Annotated in this window: 4 protein-coding genes; 3 read left to right on the top strand and 1 reads right to left on the bottom strand. The window is 60.0% G+C overall.

Annotated elements, in window-relative coordinates; genetic code table 11:
* Positions 1-121: 121 nt before the first annotated feature.
* The 3 genes from ACOYXG_RS06900 to ACOYXG_RS06910 all read left to right on the top strand — a co-directional run bounded on the left by ACOYXG_RS06900 (position 122) and on the right by ACOYXG_RS06910 (position 10,844).
* A complete protein-coding gene (locus ACOYXG_RS06900) occupies positions 122-8,728 on the top strand; it encodes a retention module-containing protein (protein ID WP_460356665.1) in 8,607 nt (2,868 codons plus the stop codon).
* A gap of 1,243 nt (positions 8,729-9,971) precedes the next feature.
* On the top strand, positions 9,972-10,343 hold the full coding sequence (locus ACOYXG_RS06905) for a DUF6124 family protein (protein ID WP_460356668.1): 372 nt from the start codon (positions 9,972-9,974) through the stop codon (positions 10,341-10,343).
* Positions 10,344-10,484: 141 nt separating this feature from the next.
* Positions 10,485-10,844 carry a DUF6124 family protein gene (locus ACOYXG_RS06910; RefSeq protein WP_460356671.1) on the top strand — a complete coding sequence of 120 codons (360 nt, stop codon included), beginning with the start codon at positions 10,485-10,487 and terminating at the stop codon, positions 10,842-10,844.
* A gap of 585 nt (positions 10,845-11,429) precedes the next feature.
* Here the strand turns inward: ACOYXG_RS06910 and ACOYXG_RS06915 are convergent.
* Positions 11,430-17,909: a beta strand repeat-containing protein gene (locus ACOYXG_RS06915; RefSeq protein WP_460356674.1), complete on the bottom strand. Its 6,480-nt coding sequence runs from the start codon at positions 17,907-17,909 to the stop codon at positions 11,430-11,432.
* Positions 17,910-18,429 lie beyond the last annotated feature (520 nt).

Here is an 18,429-nt window from a genome sequence, read left to right on the forward strand (position 1 = left end):
CCTCGTTTGCGCAACCTGCGAAACGAACTGTCGAGGTGCGAGCGTCGCCCCGACAACCCGATTGAGCCATGGGCTGCTTCGCGAACCAGTGCCGACGGTGGTCGGCAGCGGAGGAATTCACATGGCAACGCTCATCGGGACAGTCACTAAAGTCATTGGTCAGGTTTTTGCGCAGGGCACCGACGGCACGCGCCGCGCCCTGATCGAGGGCGACCGCTTGTTTGCCGGCGATCAAGTGATCACCGGCGCAGAAGGTGCCGTCGCCATTCATCTGCAAAATGGCCACGAGTTGACCCTGGGCCGCGACAGCAGCATGACCATGTCCGGGCAGCTGCTGGCCAATCAGGCGGTGCACATTGATTCCCCTGAAGCGCTGACGCCGAGCGAAGCGCAACTGACCGATGTCGAGCAGATTCAGAAAGCCATCGCTGCCGGTGAAGACCCGACCAAAGCGGCAGAGGCCACCGCCGCCGGCCCGAATGCACCGGGCGGCGCGCCAGGTGAGTTGGGTGGCGGCCACAGTTTTGTGCTGCTGACGGAAGTCGGTGGGCGCGTGGATCCGGTGATCGGCTTCCCGACCGCCGGTTTCAACGGTATTCCCGAGTTTCCCGAAGAGCGGCACAACGCAGTCATCGACAATGGCGACAACACGCCGATCGTGCCGCCGCCGGTCAACAACCTGGTGACCCTCAGTGGCCTCGCCGTGCCTGGCGGTGAGCTGACCCTCAACGAAGCCAATCTGCCTGCCGGCTCCTCGGCCAACCCCGGCGCGCTGACCCAGAGCGGCAGCTTCACGGTGTCGGCGCCGGACGGTCTGAGCAGCCTGAACATCGGCGGTATCAACGTGATCAGCGGCGGTGTGGCGGCCGGTTTCCCGCAGTCGATCACCACACAACTGGGCAACACCCTGACCATCACCGGGTATAACGTCAGCACCGGCGTAGTCAGCTACAGCTACACCCTCAACGGCAACGATGCCCATCCGGCCGGTGACGGCGCCAACAGCCTCAGTGAACATTTCACGGTGACCGCAAGCGACAGCAATGGCGACAGCGCCACCGGCTCGCTCGACGTCAACATCATTGATGACGTGCCCAAAGCGGTGAATGACAGTAACGCCAACACCGCCTCGGAAACCCAGTTGACCTTGACCGGCAACGTCCTGACCAACGACGTGCAAGGCGCCGACCGCGTGCCCACCGGCCCGGTCACTGCCGGCACCTTTACCGGCACTTTCGGTACCCTCGTATTGAATGCCAATGGCACGTACACCTACACCCTGAATACCAGCGACGCAGATTTCAAAGCGCTGCACGGTGGCGGCAATGGCACCGAGACTTTCACCTACACCCTCACCGATTCGGACGGCGATACCAGCACTGCGAATCTGGTTCTGCAGATTCACAACAACGACGATCCGGTGGTGATCAACGGGTTGAACGTTGAAGGTGGCGAGCTGACGGTTTATGAAAAAAACCTCGGCACCGGCAGCGAGCCGGATTCCAGCGCGCTGATCCAGAGCGGCACGTTTACCATCACGGCGCTCGACGGCGTCACCACGCTGACGGTGGGCGGCATCGCCGTCGTCACTAACGGCGTGGCCGCGGGCTTCCCGCAATCGGTGACTACACCGCTGGGCAGCACGCTGACCATCACCGGTTTCAATGCCACCACCGGTGTTGTGAGTTACAGCTACACCCTGGTCGACAACGAGGCACACCCAACCGCCAATGGCGCCAACAATTTGCCTGAGCAGTTCGCCGTCACCGTCGTGGACGACAACGGCACGACTGCCAATGCAACGCTTGATGTGAACGTGATCGACGACCTGCCTAAAGCAATCGATGACAGCAACACTGGCACCGCTTCGGAAACTCAGTTGACCCTGACCGGTAACGTACTGACCAACGACGTACAAGGCGCCGACCGCGTACCCACCGGTCCAGTCACCGCCGGCACCTTCACCGGCACCTACGGCACCCTCGAACTGCACACCGACGGCACTTACACCTACACGCTGAACACTACCGACGCCGACTTCAAAAACCTGCACGGCGGCGGTAATGGCACCGAGACTTTCACCTACACCATCACCGATTCGGACGGCGATACCAGCACTGCGAATCTCGTCCTGCAAATCCACAACAACGACGACCCCGTGGTCATCAGCGGCCTCGACGTTAACGGCGGAGAGCTGACCGTTTACGAAAAAAACCTCAGCACCGGCAGCGCGCCTGATACCAACGCGCTAACTCAAAGCGGCACCTTCACCATCACCGCTCTGGACGGCGTCACCACGCTGACCGTCGGCGGCATCGCCGTGGTCACCAACGGCGTGGCCGCAGGCTTCCCGCAATCGGTCACTACACCGCTGGGCAGCACGCTGACCATCACCGGTTTCAACGCCACTACGGGTGTTGTGAGTTACAGCTACACGTTGATCGACAACGAGGCACACCCAACCGCCAACGGCGCAAACAACCTGCCCGAGCAGTTCGCCGTAACGGTAGTGGATGACAATGGCACCACCGCCAACGCGACCCTCGATGTGAACATCATCGACGACCTGCCAAAAGCCGCGAACGACAGCAACGCCAATACCGCGTCAGAGACCAATCTGACCCTCACCGGTAACGTCCTGACCAACGACGTGCAAGGCGCCGACCGCGTACCCACCGGTCCAGTCACCGCCGGTACGTTCACCGGCACCTACGGCACCCTGGAACTGCACACCGACGGCACCTACACCTACACGCTGAACACCACCGACGCCGACTTCAAAAACCTGCACGGTGGCGGCAATGGCACCGAAACCTTCACCTACACCATCACCGATTCGGACGGCGATACCAGCACCGCCAACCTCGTCCTGCAGATCCACAACAACGACGATCCGGTGATCATCAACGGGCTCGACGTCAATGGCGGTGAACTCACCGTCTACGAGAAAAATCTCACTGACGGCAGCGCACCGGACTCCACCGCACTGACCCAAAGCGGCACCTTCACCATCACTGCGCTGGACGGCGTGACGAGCCTGACCGTCGGTGGCATCGCCGTGGTCACCAACGGTGTAGCCGCAGGCTTCCCGCAATCGGTCACCACACCGCTGGGCAGCACGTTGACCATCACCGGATTCAACGCGACCACCGGTGTCGTCAGCTACAGCTACACCCTGGTCGACAACGAGGCACACCCGACCGCCAACGGCGCCAACAATCTGCCTGAACAGTTCGCCGTCACCGTAGTGGACGACAACGGCACCACCGCTAACGCAACCCTCGATGTGAACATCATCGATGACCTGCCAAAAGCCGTGAACGACAGCAACGCCAACACCGCTTCGGAAAGTCAGTTGACCCTGACCGGCAACGTCCTCACCAACGACGTGCAGGGCGCCGACCGCGTACCCACCGGCCCGGTCACCGCCGGTACGTTCACTGGCACCTATGGCACGCTGGAACTGCACACCGACGGCACCTACACCTACACGCTGAACACCAACGACGCCGACTTCAAAAACCTGCACGGCGGCGGCAACGGCACGGAAAATTTCACCTACACCATCACTGACTCGGACGGCGATACCAGTACCGCCAACCTCGTTCTGCAGATCCACAACAACGACGATCCAGTGACCCTCAACGGCCTCGACGTAAATGGCGGCGAACTCACGGTCTACGAAAAAAATCTCAGCGACGGCACCAGTCCCGATACGCCGGCGCTGACTCAGAGCGGTTCCTTCACCGTGACCGCGCTCGACGGTCTGCAAACCCTGACCGTAGGCGGCATCAACGTCGTCACCGGTGGTGTGGCCGCAGGCTTCCCGCAATCGATCGTTACGCCGTTGGGCAGCACGCTGACCATCACCGGCTACAACCCGGCGACTGGCGTGGTCAGCTACAGCTACACCCTGGTCGATAACGAAACCCATCCGAACGGCAATGGCGCCAACAGCATCACCGAGAACTTCAACGTGGTGGCGACTGACACTGACGGCAGCACCGCCAGCGGCCAGATCAACGTCAACATCATTGATGACTTGCCGAGCGCGCACGCCGATTCCGCCTCGGTGGCGGAGGGCGGCACCGTCAGCGGCAACGTGCTCGACAATGACATCGGCGGCGCCGACGGCCCGGCGGTGACCGGCGCGGTGGTCGGTGTGCGCGCCGGCTCCGACACCTCGACCTCGGCCATTGGCGGCCTCAACAGCAACATCAATGGCACCTACGGTTACCTGACCCTCGATGCCAACGGCAACGCGGTCTATCACAGCAACCCCAATGCCGTGAACGGCCCCGGTGCGGTGGATGTGTTCACCTACACCGTGCGCGATTCCGATGGCGATGAAAGCACCACCACCATCACCATCGATGTCGCCAACAGCAAGCTGTATGCGACCAGCGACACCGACGTCACCGTCTACGAAAAAGCCCTCGACCTGACCAAGGACGGCGCCGATCTGGCCCCCGGTACGGTCACCGGCAGCGACCCGACCAATACGGGTGAAACCGCCTCCGGCACACTGGTCGGTTCGGTCACCGGTGCGGTCGGCGCCATCAGCTATGCGCTGGTCGGCAGTGCCACCGGCAATTACGGGCAGATCGTGCTCAACCCCAACGGCACTTACACCTACACCCTGACCTCGCCCGCGACCACCACACCACATGCCGACGACGGGGCCAATACCCTGACTGAAACCTTCACCTATCAGGCCACCGATTCGCTGGGCAATGTGGTCACCAGCACCATCGTTGTCAGCATTGTCGATGACGTGCCCAAGGCGATGAACGACAGCAACGCCACCAGTGCCTCGGAAACCCAGCTGACCCTGACCGGCAACGTGCTGAGCAACGACGTGCAGGGCGCGGACGTGGTCGCCACCGGACCGAATGCCGGGCCGATCACCGCCGGTACCTTCACCGGGACTTACGGCACGCTGGTGCTCAATGCCAACGGCACTTACACCTACACGCTCAACCCGGCTGACGCCGACTTCAAAGCGCTGCACGGCGGTGGAAACGGCACCGAGACATTCACCTACACCCTCACCGATGCTGACGGCGATACCAGCACCGCGAACCTGGTGCTGAACATCCACAACAACGACGATCCGGTGGTGCTCAACGGCCTCGACGTCAATGGCGGCGAACTCACCGTCTACGAGAAAAACCTCAGTGACGGCACCAGCCCCGATACTCCGGCGCTGACCCAGAGCGGTACGTTCACCGTCACGGCCCTGGATGGCCTGCAAACCCTCACTGTCGGTGGCATTGCCGTCGTGACCAACGGGGTCGCCGCAGGCTTCCCGCAATCGGTGGTGTCGCCGCTGGGCAGTACGTTCACCGTCACCGGTTACAACCCGGCGACCGGCGTGGTCAGTTACAGCTACACCCTGGTGGATAACGAAAATCACCCGACCGGCAACGGCGCCAACAGCCTCACCGAAAACTTCAACGTGGTCGCGACTGACACCGATGGCAGCACCGCCAGCGGCCAGATCAACGTCAACATCATCGATGACCTGCCGACCGCCAAGGCCGACACCGGCTCGGTGGCGGAGGGCGGCACGGTCAATATCAGCGTGCTCGGCAACGACGTCACTGGCGCCGATGGCGCAGCGGCGGGCGGGGCAGTGGTCGGCGTGCGTGCCGGCAGCAATACCGCGACCTCGGCGATCGGCGGCCTCAACAGCAACATCAACGGCACCTACGGCTACCTGACCCTCGACGCGGCAGGCAACGCCATCTACCACAGCAACCCGAACTCCGTCAGCCCGCCGGGCGCCACCGACACCTTCACCTATACCATCCGCGACGGTGACGGCGACGAAAGCACCACCACCATCACCATCAATGTCGCCGACAGCAAACTGATTGCGTCGGTCGATCAGGACGTGACGGTCTACGAAAAAGCCCTCGACCTGACCAAGGACGGCCAGGACCTGGCCCCCGGCACGGTCACCGGCAGCGATCCGAGCAACACCGGCGAAACCGCCACCGGCACACTGGTCGGTGCGGTCACTGGCGGCAGCGGGGCGCTCACCTACACCCTGGTCGGCAGCGCCACCGGCACTTACGGGCAGATCCAGCTCAACGCCGACGGCACTTACACTTACACCCTGACCTCGGCACCGAAAACCACGCCGAACGCCAACGACGGCGCCAACACCCTGAGCGAAAGTTTTACCTACAAAGCCACCGATGCGCTGGGCAACAGCACCACCAGCACGATTGTGGTCAACATCGTCGACGACGTGCCCAAAGCCATGGCGTCGGATCGTTCGGTGGCGGCGGTGGAAATCGATTCCAACCTGCTGATCGTCCTCGACATCTCCGGCAGTATGGCCGACGCCTCCGGTGTACCGGGGCTGTCACGGCTGGCGCTGGCCAAGCAGGCCATCAGTGCCTTGCTCGACAAGTACGATGATCTTGGCGATGTGAAGGTACAACTCGTCACCTTCAGCAGTAATGCCACTGACCGGACTTCGGTGTGGGTCGATGTGGCGACGGCCAAGTCCATACTCGCTGGCCTCACCGCCGGTGGCGGTACCAACTACGACGCTGCCGTGGCGGTGATGCAGACCGCGTTCAACACCTCGGGCAAACTCACCGGGGCGCAGAACGTCGGCTACTTCTTCTCCGACGGCAAGCCCAACGAAGGCGACATCAACGCTGCCGACGAAGCCGCGCTGAAAAACTTCCTCGATGCCAACAACATCAAGAACTACGCCATCGGTCTGGGCAGCGGCGTGAGCAACGCCAACCTCGATCCGCTGGCCTATGACGGCATCAGCCACACCAACACCAATGCGGTGGTGGTCACCGACCTCAATCAGCTCAACTCGGTGCTGTCGGGCACTGTGGAAGGCGCGCCGGTCACCGGTTCGCTGCTGGGCGAGGGCGGTACCTTTGGCGCCGATGGCGGCTTCATCAAATCCATCGTGGTCGACGGCACCACCTACACCTATGACCCGCGCGCCAACAGCGGCCAGGGTTCGTTGACCGCATCGGGCGGCACCAACCACGGCACGTTCAACACCGTGAACAACACGATCAGCATCGCCACCAACAACAGCGGCACGCTGGTGATCAACCTCGACACCGGTGACTACAGCTACACCTCGCAAAAAACCACGACCACGGTGATCACCGAGAACATCGGCTTCACCCTCAGCGACAACGACGGCGACCTTGCCAGCTCGACGCTGACGGTGAAAGTGATCCCCAACTCGCCACCGGTGGCGACGGACGACCACGTCATCACCAACGTGCTGTCGAGCAACATCACCGTGCCGGGCGAATTGTTGCTGGCCAACGACACCGATCCGGACGGCGACACGCTCAACGCTTCGCCGACCAGCTTCAACACCGGATGGGTGGCCAAGGGCGCGGACTTCACCGGTACCGGTGCGATCAACTTCGCCGGCACCGGCAACACCGCCGCCAACCAGAACCTGGCCGACGTACGCGCTGCATTCGCCGCCAACACCGCCGCGATGACCGCAGTGCTGGTGGTCAGCGGTTACCTCGGTGCGGTGACCAATGCCAATGCCAACGATGAGGACCTGATCACCGTCAAACTGAAACAGGGCGAAACGCTGAACCTGGATCACAACCTCGCGGCCGGCCACGTCACCATGGAGTACTCGGTCAACGGCGGCGCGTTCGTCAGCATCGCTGACGGCGGCACCATCACTGCCGGTGCCGATGGCACCTACCAGATCCACGTGACCAACATCAGCAACACCAGCGGCAGCAATCCGACGGCAGCGGAAAACTATCAACTGACCATGACGGTCAACTACGCCGGCGCCCATGACGTGACGCCGGATTTCCACGGCACCTATATCGCCAATGACAACCATGGCGGCAGCGACACCGCCAACGTCAGCATCACCTATCAGGATGGCCACACCCTCACCGGTACCGCTGGCGACGACATTCTGGTGGCGGGCACCGGCAACAACATCCTCAATGGCGGCGACGGCAACGACGTACTGACCGCCGGTTCCGGCAACAACGAGATGCACGGCGGCGCGGGCAACGACTTGCTCTACAGCGGCCCGGGCAACGACATTCTCGACGGCGGCACCGGCATCGACACGGTCAGCTATGCCCACGCCACCGCCGGGGTCACGGTCAACCTCGGCCTGCTCGGTGCGCAAAACACCATCGGCGCCGGCACCGACACGATCAGCAATATCGAAAACCTGGTCGGCTCGAACTTCAACGACACCCTGACCGGCGACAACAATAACAACGTGATCAACGGCGGGCTGGGCAATGACATCCTCAACGGTGGCGGCGGTGATGACCTGCTGATCGGCGGCATGGGCAACAACACCCTGACTGGCGGGGCCGGCGCGGACACCTTCCAGTACCTCAAGGGCAACAGTGGCCACGACACCATCACCGATTTCACCCCCGGCACCGACAAGCTTGACCTGTCGCAACTGCTGCAAGGTGAAAACGGCACCACGGCGTCGCTCGATGATTACCTGCACTTCACCGTCACCGGCAGCGGCGCCTCGGTGCTCACCAGCATCGACGTCAGCGCCCTGGCCGGCGCCACGCCGAACCAGACCATCGACCTGGCCGGCGTCAACCTCGCCAGCCACTACGGCGTGACCCCGGGGGCGGGTGGGGTGGTAGCCGGCGGGCACGACACGGCGACGATTATCAGCGGCATGCTCAATGATCATTCGCTGAAAGTGGACACGGTGTGATCAAGGCCTGAAACGACAAAACCCGCCGTACCGATCAGTCGGGACGGCGGGTTTTTTCTGTTTGGAGAACTGTGTTGCCAGTGCGTCAGCCTTCGCGAGCAGGCTCGCTCCCACATTGGATTTAGGGTGATCAGCATTTTGTGAACAACAAAGCTCTCCTGTGGGAGCGAGCCTGCTCGCGAAAGCGTCCTCACAGCCGACCAATCCCCACCTGAATGCACACATTCCAACTGTGGGAGCGAGCTTGCTCGCGAAAGCGGCCTCCCAGCCGACCAATCCCTGACTGAATGCACTCAGTCAAATGGTGGGAGCTGGCTTGCCAGCGATGGCGGCCTCCCAGCCGACCAACCTCCCACCTGAATGCACGCATTCCAACTGTGGGAGCGAGCCTGCTCGCGAAAGCGGCCTCCCAGCCGACCAATCCCCAACTGAATGTACACACTCCAACTGTGGGAGCTGGCTTGCCAACGATGGCGGCCTCCCAGCCGACCAACCTCCCACCTGAATGCACTCATTCCAACTGTGGGAGCGAGCCTGCTCGCGAAAGCGGCCTCACAGCCGACCAATCCCTGACTGAATACACTCGGTCAAATGGTGGGAGCTGGCTTGCCAGCGATGCCGGCCTCACAGCCGACCAATCCCCAACTGAATACACTCATTCCAACTGTGGGAGCGAGCCTGCTCGCGAAAGCGTCCTCACAGCCGACCAATCCCTGACTGAATGCACTCGGTCAAATGGTGGGAGCTGGCTTGCCAGCGATGGCGGCCTACCAGCCGACCAACCTCCCACCTGAATGCACTCATTCCAACTGTGGGAGCGGGCTTGCTCGCGAAAGCGGCCTGCCAGACAAAATCAAAACAACAGAGCAAACGCCGCACATAAACATAACCCCGCAACCACGTTTAAAGTACACGAACCGTTACGCCATACCGGCTACAACGCCTTGCGCCGTTACCTACGCGTACGCCAGAATCCGCCGGCTTACACGGCTATGGGGCGGGCTATATCGTTTCCCTGTCACTGAAAATCAGTGATCGGGTTTGGTAGCCCGTTTCATTACAGTCGTGCGCCACATTACAGGTCCGTTTTTTGGGACTCTGCTTTATGGTGGCCATGCGTGGGGCTCTTTCGGGAGCGCCGGGTTTACTGTTTTGACCGGTCTACCAACCCACAAATGGCCGCCACCCTTCGTTTGGTAGCGAGAGTGATGGCTCCTCACTTATTCAAAACAGCGAGTCACCTATGTTCAAAGCCACGCCCAACCCCCCGGATACCTCGATCCCGTACGACCCGGCCCTCGACCCGCAGAAGATAAAAGCGGCAACCGACCGCGCCATCAACTTCTACCTCAACCCCGGCGCCCTGAAGATCTCGATCCCTTCAACCTCGTCATGCAAGGCGAACAGAATCTTCCTCATCGACCCCACCGTGGACGAAGAAACCTTGCTCGTCGAAGCCTGCGAATCCCTGGCCGCCGCCAGCGACATGGCCCGCGAGATCGGCGACACCGTCGACAACCCACAGCGCCGGGCCATGCTGATGCTGCATCAGGTGATCATGCTCAGTGAACTGATGGTCAACCGGGTACTGGACGGCCGCCGCGTGCCGAACTAATCACCCGGTCCCCCTGTAGGAGCTGCCGAAGGCTGCGATCTTTTGATGTTGCTTTTAAAAAACAAGATCAAAAGATCGCAGCCTTCGGCAGCTCCTACACGAAGTCATTCTTCCAAAGTGCCTCGATCGGAGTTCCAACTGATGTCCGAAATCAAGCCCAATCCGCCAATCACAGACCCGCTATCACCCTACGAATCCCTCAACTCCAGAAAACTCCACGAAGCCGCCGAACGCGCTCTCGACCACTACCTCGCGCCCGCGCAAATCATGGCAACGCCATACACCCCCAGCAGCATGTTCCTCGTCAATCCACAAACCGACACCGAATCCCTGCTGGCCAACGCCTGCGAATCCCTGGCCTCGGCTACTGTCATGCTCGGTGATTTCGCCGGCACGCTGGAGGGGTCGAGCCGTAATACGGTGTTGGGCATTGCACAGGTGGTGATGCTAGGGGAGTTGGCGGTGAATCAGGCGCTGGATAACGTTGTGCCAAAGGAATAGCCGACAGCAGTAATGGCCTCATCGCGAGCAGGCTCACTCCTACAGTGGATCTGCGTTGGTCACAGCTTGTGTGCCCTTCAAAGATCACTTGTAGGCGTGAGCCTGTTCGCGATTTTCATTAAATAAATGCATTTCTTTATCCCTCCAAACTTAGCGAAGTCGAGTGACAGCTTGAACTTCACAGCATAATTTAAAGTGTTGTTTTTTAAGGCGGGAGAGCTAGGCGAAAAGTCAAGGTGCATGCCGTCAGGATACTGATAGTCGTGAGCGTTAATTGCGTTCCTGATTGTTTTTTTTGCGGTCCAAGAATTGGCCTGCATATATTTTGAGTGATGAAGATAAAAATTCCGATAAGGCTGTGCTCGGATCAATTGATCGGGGTAAAACTTTCGTGGGAAAGCGTTATCCCTGCCAATAACCTCCTGTGTCTACTTCAGTTCATCGAAAACACACCATCATTTAGTAGCAAGTGCTAAGCACCTCCCCACCTAGGAGAGGCGCTTAACGTGGATTACAAGTTTTCGTGTCAATGATACTCTTGGAGGGTGATTTCCTTCACTGCCGCGTTAAAGGCAACAGAAGTTTTTAACTTTTGAAAGAGACCGAACTTAGAAGTATACGCATCACAGCTCCGTTTGATTCTCCAGACGTCATCACAAATTTGATTGTATTGAACGCTTGACCGCTGGATGGGGCGACCTCTCTATCAATTATAATACCAGCGCCATTGCCGGGGCCGTCGTAGAGTAATATTGAGCCCACCACAAAATTGCCTTGTAAGAGTTCAAGCTGGACGCGTATCGGATATGCGGTGTCAAGAATGCATTTGATTGTCGCGCTCTTAACGCCGCCTTGGTTTAGTGCTAAGGAGTACGCCAATAAGCTCTGGGTACTATAGGCAAACAGAACACTCACTAGAGCATAAATCGGATCATCGTTAGACTGGACTAAATGTCTCCTTTGCCCATTCCCGGTACTTGTGATAATCGTTACTTTGGTGCGCGTCCCCTCGAGAGATGCACCAGTGTTTTCGATAGGTACTTCATGTGGATATGACTTAAAGTCTTCGACGAAGTCAATGAGATCGACCACGTCCACTATCCACTCTCCCGACTCCGTCCCGCTGCCATACAACGCCTTGGCTTTGAACACATGCTTCGTACGTGTCAGCCCGGTCAGCTCTACCGTCCATATACCTTTCTCATCGGCCCTGGCCTTTTTGCCAGTGGAGGTGGCTCCGTCGTAAATCTCCACCTCAAGAAAGGTGTTCGCCGTCCCCGTCAGGCGGATACGGGTGTCAGGAGTACTTCCACCATTGCTGATTGGCTGCCCGTTGGAATCCTGCGCGGCGGTGATGGCCGGCCTCACGCCATTCAACGCCGTCAAACGCCAAAGGTTCGATGTCGGATTGTTCGCGTATTGGCCAACGGCCTTTAAGGTGTGCAGTACGTCCAGCGATAACCCGCTCACGGTACGGGTCCAGGTTCTGTCGGGGCCAGCTTCCGCGATGCCTTTGGAGATTGCACCGAGGAAAACTTCCACCTTCTGGCCATCAGGCGCGGAGCCAGTGAGCGTGACGCTGGTGTGCACGGTATGACCGTTATCGGGAATGTTCCAGTTGCTCTGATCTTTTACTGAGGTGATGGTCAGTGCGGTATTGGCCGTCACCGTCAACGTCCACGCCGCGGACACCTGCCCACTGCCATACAGCGCGATGGCGGTGAAGCTGTGAGCGGCCACGCTCAAGCCTGTCAGGGTCAGTTCCCACAGGCCGGTCGTCAGGTTAACCGTGGCTTCACCTTTGACGGTGGTGCCATCCTTGATCTGGACTTTCTGACCTTTGGCCCCGGCCCCTGACAACGTGATCTGGGTATCAACGGTGAATCCGCCTTTGGCAATCTCATTCCCTTTGGAGTCGATGGCCTTGGTGATGGTCGGTGGGTTACTGGCCGTCACCGTCAACGTCCACGCCGCGGACACCTGACCACTGCCATACAGCGCGATGGCGGTGAAGCTGTGAGCGGCCACGCTCAAGCCTGTCAGGGTCAGTTCCCACAGGCCGGTCGTCAGGTTAACCGTGGCTTCACCTTTGACGGTGGTGCCATCCTTGATCTGGACTTTCTGACCTTTGGCCCCGGCCCCTGACAACGTGATCTGGGTATCAACGGTGAATCCGCCTTTGGCAATCTCATTCCCTTTGGAGTCGATGGTCTTGGTGATGGTCGGTGGGTTATTGGCCGTCACCGTCAACGTCCACGCCGCGGACACCTGCCCACTGCCATACAGCGCGATGGCGGTGAAGCTGTGAGCGGCCACGCTCAAGCCTGTCAGGGTCAGTTCCCACAGGCCGGTCGTCAGGTTAACCGTGGCTTCACCTTTGACGGTGGTGCCATCCTTGATCTGGACTTTCTGACCTTTGGCCCCGGCCCCTGACAACGTGATCTGGGTATCAACGGTGAATCCGCCTTTGGCAATCTCATTCCCTTTGGAGTCGATGGCCTTGGTGATGGTCGGTGGGTTACTGGCCGTCACCGTCAACGTCCACGCCGCGGACACCTGACCACTGCCATACAGCGCGATGGCGGTGAAGCTGTGAGCGGCCACGCTCAAGCCTGTCAGGGTCAGTTCCCACAGGCCGGTCGTCAGGTTAACCGTGGCTTCACCTTTGACGGTGGTGCCATCCTTGATCTGGACTTTCTGACCTTTGGCCCCGGCCCCTGACAACGTGATCTGGGTATCAACGGTGAATCCGCCTTTGGCAATCTCATTCCCTTTGGAGTCGATGGTCTTGGTGATGGTCGGTGGGTTATTGGCCGTCACCGTCAACGTCCACGCCGCGGACACCTGCCCACTGCCATACAGCGCGATGGCGGTGAAGCTGTGAGCGGCCACGCTCAAGCCTGTCAGGGTCAGTTCCCACAGGCCGGTCGTCAGGTTAACCGTGGCTTCACCTTTGACGGTGGTGCCATCCTTGATCTGGACTTTCTGACCTTTGGCCCCGGCCCCTGACAACGTGATCTGGGTATCAACGGTGAATCCGCCTTTGGCAATCTCATTCCCTTTGGAGTCGATGGCCTTGGTGATGGTCGGTGGGTTACTGGCCGTCACCGTCAACGTCCACGCCGCGGACACCTGCCCACTGCCATACAGCGCGATGGCGGTGAAGCTGTGAGCGGCCACGCTCAAGCCTGTCAGGGTCAGTTCCCACAGGCCGGTCGTCAGGTTAACCGTGGCTTCACCTTTGACGGTGGTGCCATCCTTGATCTGGACTTTCTGACCTTTGGCCCCGGCCCCTGACAACGTGATCTGGGTATCAACGGTGAATCCGCCTTTGGCAATCTCATTCCCTTTGGAGTCGATGGCCTTGGTGATGGTCGGTGGGTTACTGGCCGTCACCGTCAATGTCCACGCCGCGGATACCTGCCCACTGCCATACAGCGCGATGGCGGTGAAGCTGTGAGCGGCCACGCTCAAGCTTGTCAGGGTCAGTTCCCACAGGCCGGTCGTCAGGTTAACCGTCGCTTCACCTTTAACGGTGGTGCCATCCTTGATCTGGACTTTCTGGCCTTTGGCCCCGGCCCCTGACAACTTGATCTGGGTATCAACGGTGAATCCGCCTTTGGCAATCTCATTCCCTTTGGAGTCGATGGCCTTGGTGATGGTCGGTGGGTTACTGGCCGTCACCGTCAACGTCCACGCCGCGGACACTTGCCCACTGCCATACAGCGCGATGGCGGTGAAGCTGTGAGCGGCCACGCTCAAGCCTGTCAGGGTCAGTTCCCACAGGCCGGTCGTCAGGTTAACCGTCGCTTCACCTTTGACGGTGGTGCCGTCCTTGATCTGGACTTTCTGACCTTTGGCCCCGGCCCCTGACAACGTGATCTGGGTATCAACGGTGAATCCGCCTTTGGCAATCTCATTCCCTTTGGAGTCGATGGCCTTGGTGATGGTCGGTGGGTTACTGGCCGTCACCGTCAACGTCCACGCCGCGGACACCTGCCCACTGCCATACAGCGCGATGGCGGTGAAGCTGTGAGCGGCCACGCTCAAGCCTGTCAGGGTCAGTTCCCACAGGCCGGTCGTCAGGTTAACCGTGGCTTCACCTTTGACGGTGGTGCCATCCTTGATCTGGACTTTCTGACCTTTGGCCCCGGCCCCTGACAACGTGATCTGGGTATCGACGGTGAATCCGCCTTTGGCAATCTCATTCCCTTTGGAGTCGATGGCCTTGGTGATGGTCGGTGGGTTACTGGCCGTCACCGTCAACGTCCACGCCGCGGACACTTGCCCACTGCCATACAGCGCGATGGCGGTGAAGCTGTGAGCGGCCACGCTCAAGCCTGTCAGGGTCAGTTCCCACAGGCCGGTCGTCAGGTTAACCGTGGCTTCACCTTTGACGGTGGTGCCATCCTTGATCTGGACTTTCTGACCTTTGGCCCCGGCCCCTGACAACGTGATCTGGGTATCAACGGTGAATCCGCCTTTGGCAATCTCATTCCCTTTGGAGTCTTTCGATTCGGTAATTTCTGGTCGCACATCCTCAAACGCTTTGATCGTGTAAGTACGCACGGGGAAGGGCACCGCCTCGCTCTCATCCGTGCTCTTGCCGAACGCGGCCTTGAATTCCATGGTCAGCGGGCTGCCATCCTTAAGGTTTCTCAAGCCTGCAAAGGCGATGCTCCGCTCGTAATAACCTTGTTCGAGCCACTTGTCGCTGACCATTGAGCCTGGTGCCGTATGAATCTGCAGGTTGTAGTCGCTGCCATCAGCGTTCGTCCCTTTCAGACGCAGCCAGACATATTGGCCTGTGGCAATCAACGGCCAGACGCCCATGCGATAGGTGGCATTGCTGGTCAGATTCCCTACGTTGAACTCCTGGCCCTCGCCGTCATCGTCGGCGTCCATGATCACCGGCAGGATCAAGCTTGAGTCCGGCAGAGTGCCGACATTCAACAACAGCGGCAACGAGGTCCGGGGCGCACCGTTGCGGGTGACGGTGTACGTCACGGTGACGGTTTTGCCCAGGTTGAATGCCAGCACGGTGACCGGCAGTTCGATTGTCAGTGTGGTTTCACTGATGGGTCTTGCCGGGGTGGTGTGCGAGCCGCCGGCGGCAGTGCCGGGTGCGCCGGTCCAGGTCACGCTGAGCAGATCGCTGAGCAGCAAGTCTTGCGAATCGATGTTGACGGTCAGGGCTTCCACGGCCTTGATCGGCTGCAAGCTAGTGCCATCGGCCTCGGCCTGCTGAACCTTCGGCCGGGTCAGCACCACGGCTTCGCCGACAGTGAAATTCAACGTCCGCGAGTAGCTGATACGTTCCGGCGTGGCGCCTGCCGCCACCCTGAGGATTTCATACATCGCGTCCACAGTGCCGCCGCGATTGGGTTCGATGTGGGTCTGGACGAAGGTCGGGTTCAGGGTGAAATCGATGGCTCTACCGGCATTGAGCGAATTGATCGGCACCGAGTCGCTGGTCTTGCCGGTTTTCGAACCGCGCCAGGTATAGGTGACCTTGTCACCCGCTTTGGTGGGTTCGGCGGCAGCCGGGGCGGTCAGTTTGCTCGAACCGCCGGGCAGGTCGTCGGGTTCGAGTGTTCCGCCGGCCTCACCGAGGACGATGGGCGCGACCAGTTCCAGCAGCGGTTCACCCACCCGCAACAGAGCATGGTGCAGTGACTCGCGCCGAATGATGCCTCCATCGCTGCCCTCGGCCATCAGCACGTAGAACAAATCCAGCGTACCGCCCTCGATGGCTTTGAGGTGTTTGCCTTCGACGATGATCGGGATCGGTTCTTTGTCGTCGATATCGCCCTTGCTAAGGGTGTGCCAGTCCAGTTCCGGGTCGTAGACGCCGAAATCCTGGCGGGTGCCGACCCAGCGCAGAACGATGACCATGCCCACCTGCATCATCGGGTCAAAGGGGATGACGGCGGTGGTGTACACCCGATCAGGGTCGAGTGCCCCTTGTTGCGCATCCACGGCAATCGGCGCGAGCAGGCGTCGGGTTGCTCCGATGATACGGACGAAGCGCCCCTTGGAGGCGCGATCATCAGACCCGCTGCGTTCCACGCGATAACTGAACACGGCCTGGGTTTTGGCCAGCAAACGTATGTCGGCGCTTGGCAGGGCCAATTCGTAGATGTTGCCCACGCTGATGAGCGGCTCGCCGCGGACTTCAACGCTGATCGGTTCGCCGTCCAGCGTGGTGCCCTTGCCCAGGCCGATGATCACATCACCGATCCGGAAGTCGGGTGCGTCGACCAATACCTGCAAGGTCAGCGGCGCATCCCCCAGTTTGTCCATGTCCACAACGCTATTGAGGGCCTCTTTGACCATGGGAGGCGACAGGCGCGTGTTGCCGGTATCGACGGCAATCCCTACTGCGGCGCACCAGTCTTCGGAGCGATTGTCGACAATGTCGTGTACTTCAAAGGCTACGGCCAGGCTATCGGTATCGCCGGCGGCGAGGATGGTGGCCTTGTCGACATGGATGATCAGTGGATGGCCTTGCGGGTCATCGATGTGATCCTGGGTCACCCGTGGCGAATACACAAACCAGCCACCCCAGGTCAATTTGCAGCGGTCACCCACGGCCATGTTGGGGTAGGGCAACAGGCTGCTGCTGCCGGGTTTGGCCTGGATGATGATGTCGAGGCCGGTTTCGGCGGTTTCCTTGTCCACGCCATCGTTGATGATCCGCGGATCGATGTACATGTACAGCTCGGAATGCCCCGGGGCACTGCCGTTTTCATCCTTGCCGCCGGGCCGGTCGAGTTTGACGAAGATATCGACCGGAGGCAGCGAAGTTTCCGGAGTCTGTTGGAATACCTTGACCCGATATTGCAGCGTATAGGTCCCGGTCACGAAGCGCTGGGGCGGGACATACAGGGTGACACGCTCGCCGACATCCTCTGGCTTGACGAGGGTGTTCTGGTCGACCTGAATACCGTCGAGCAGCAGCTCGATGTGGTCACCTAAACCCATACGGTCCCAGGGTGGACAATAGACTTTCAGCCCCTTGTCGGGCGCCAGCAACTGCGCGGCGGCAATATTGATCCCCCACACCCCCCCCTCCAGGGCCGGCTGCGTACGGTCGGGTATTTCCAGTTGCCGCAGAGACTTTGGGGCCGGGAGGCGAGGGGGCTGAATAAGCATGCTGAAGACTCCAGAGTCGTGGGGAGGCAAAGAAGACGCTGGAAGTTATTTAGGGGCAGGGGGCGAGCGTTGGCTACTGTCAGAAATTACAGGTAAGGACGTATTTGCGATGAACGGTCGGGGGGCGGGTTTTGCGTGCCTGAAACGACTTCCCCGTAGGCGCTGCCGCAGGGTAGTCGACTCTGCGGTGAACCCCAACCTATGGCGAGGGAGTCTGCTCTCGCTGGGTCGCGCGGCGACTTCACCCCCCATTCAGCTCAACAAAAATGCAGCCTCACGCTGAGCTGACTGTTCAGTCGTTTCCATCGGCTTCCCGACAAACGGTAAGCAAACCTAGTATTTCTGACAGTAGTCAGCTTTTTCCGGCAGGCATCTAATTGGGTCACAAACGTTCCACGCCATCGTCAGTCAACGGCCCGTTTTATCTTCA

The sequence above is a fragment of the Pseudomonas sp. G3-39 genome (genome assembly GCF_054790485.1).

What these genes read in the sequence shown, in the direction of transcription:
- ACOYXG_RS06900 (WP_460356665.1), top strand. Translation starts at nt 122, where the DNA reads ATGGCAACGCTCATCGGGACAGTCACTAAAGTCATTGGTCAGGTTTTT.
- ACOYXG_RS06905 (WP_460356668.1), top strand. Translation starts at nt 9,972, where the DNA reads ATGTTCAAAGCCACGCCCAACCCCCCGGATACCTCGATCCCGTACGAC.
- ACOYXG_RS06910 (WP_460356671.1), top strand. Translation starts at nt 10,485, where the DNA reads ATGTCCGAAATCAAGCCCAATCCGCCAATCACAGACCCGCTATCACCC.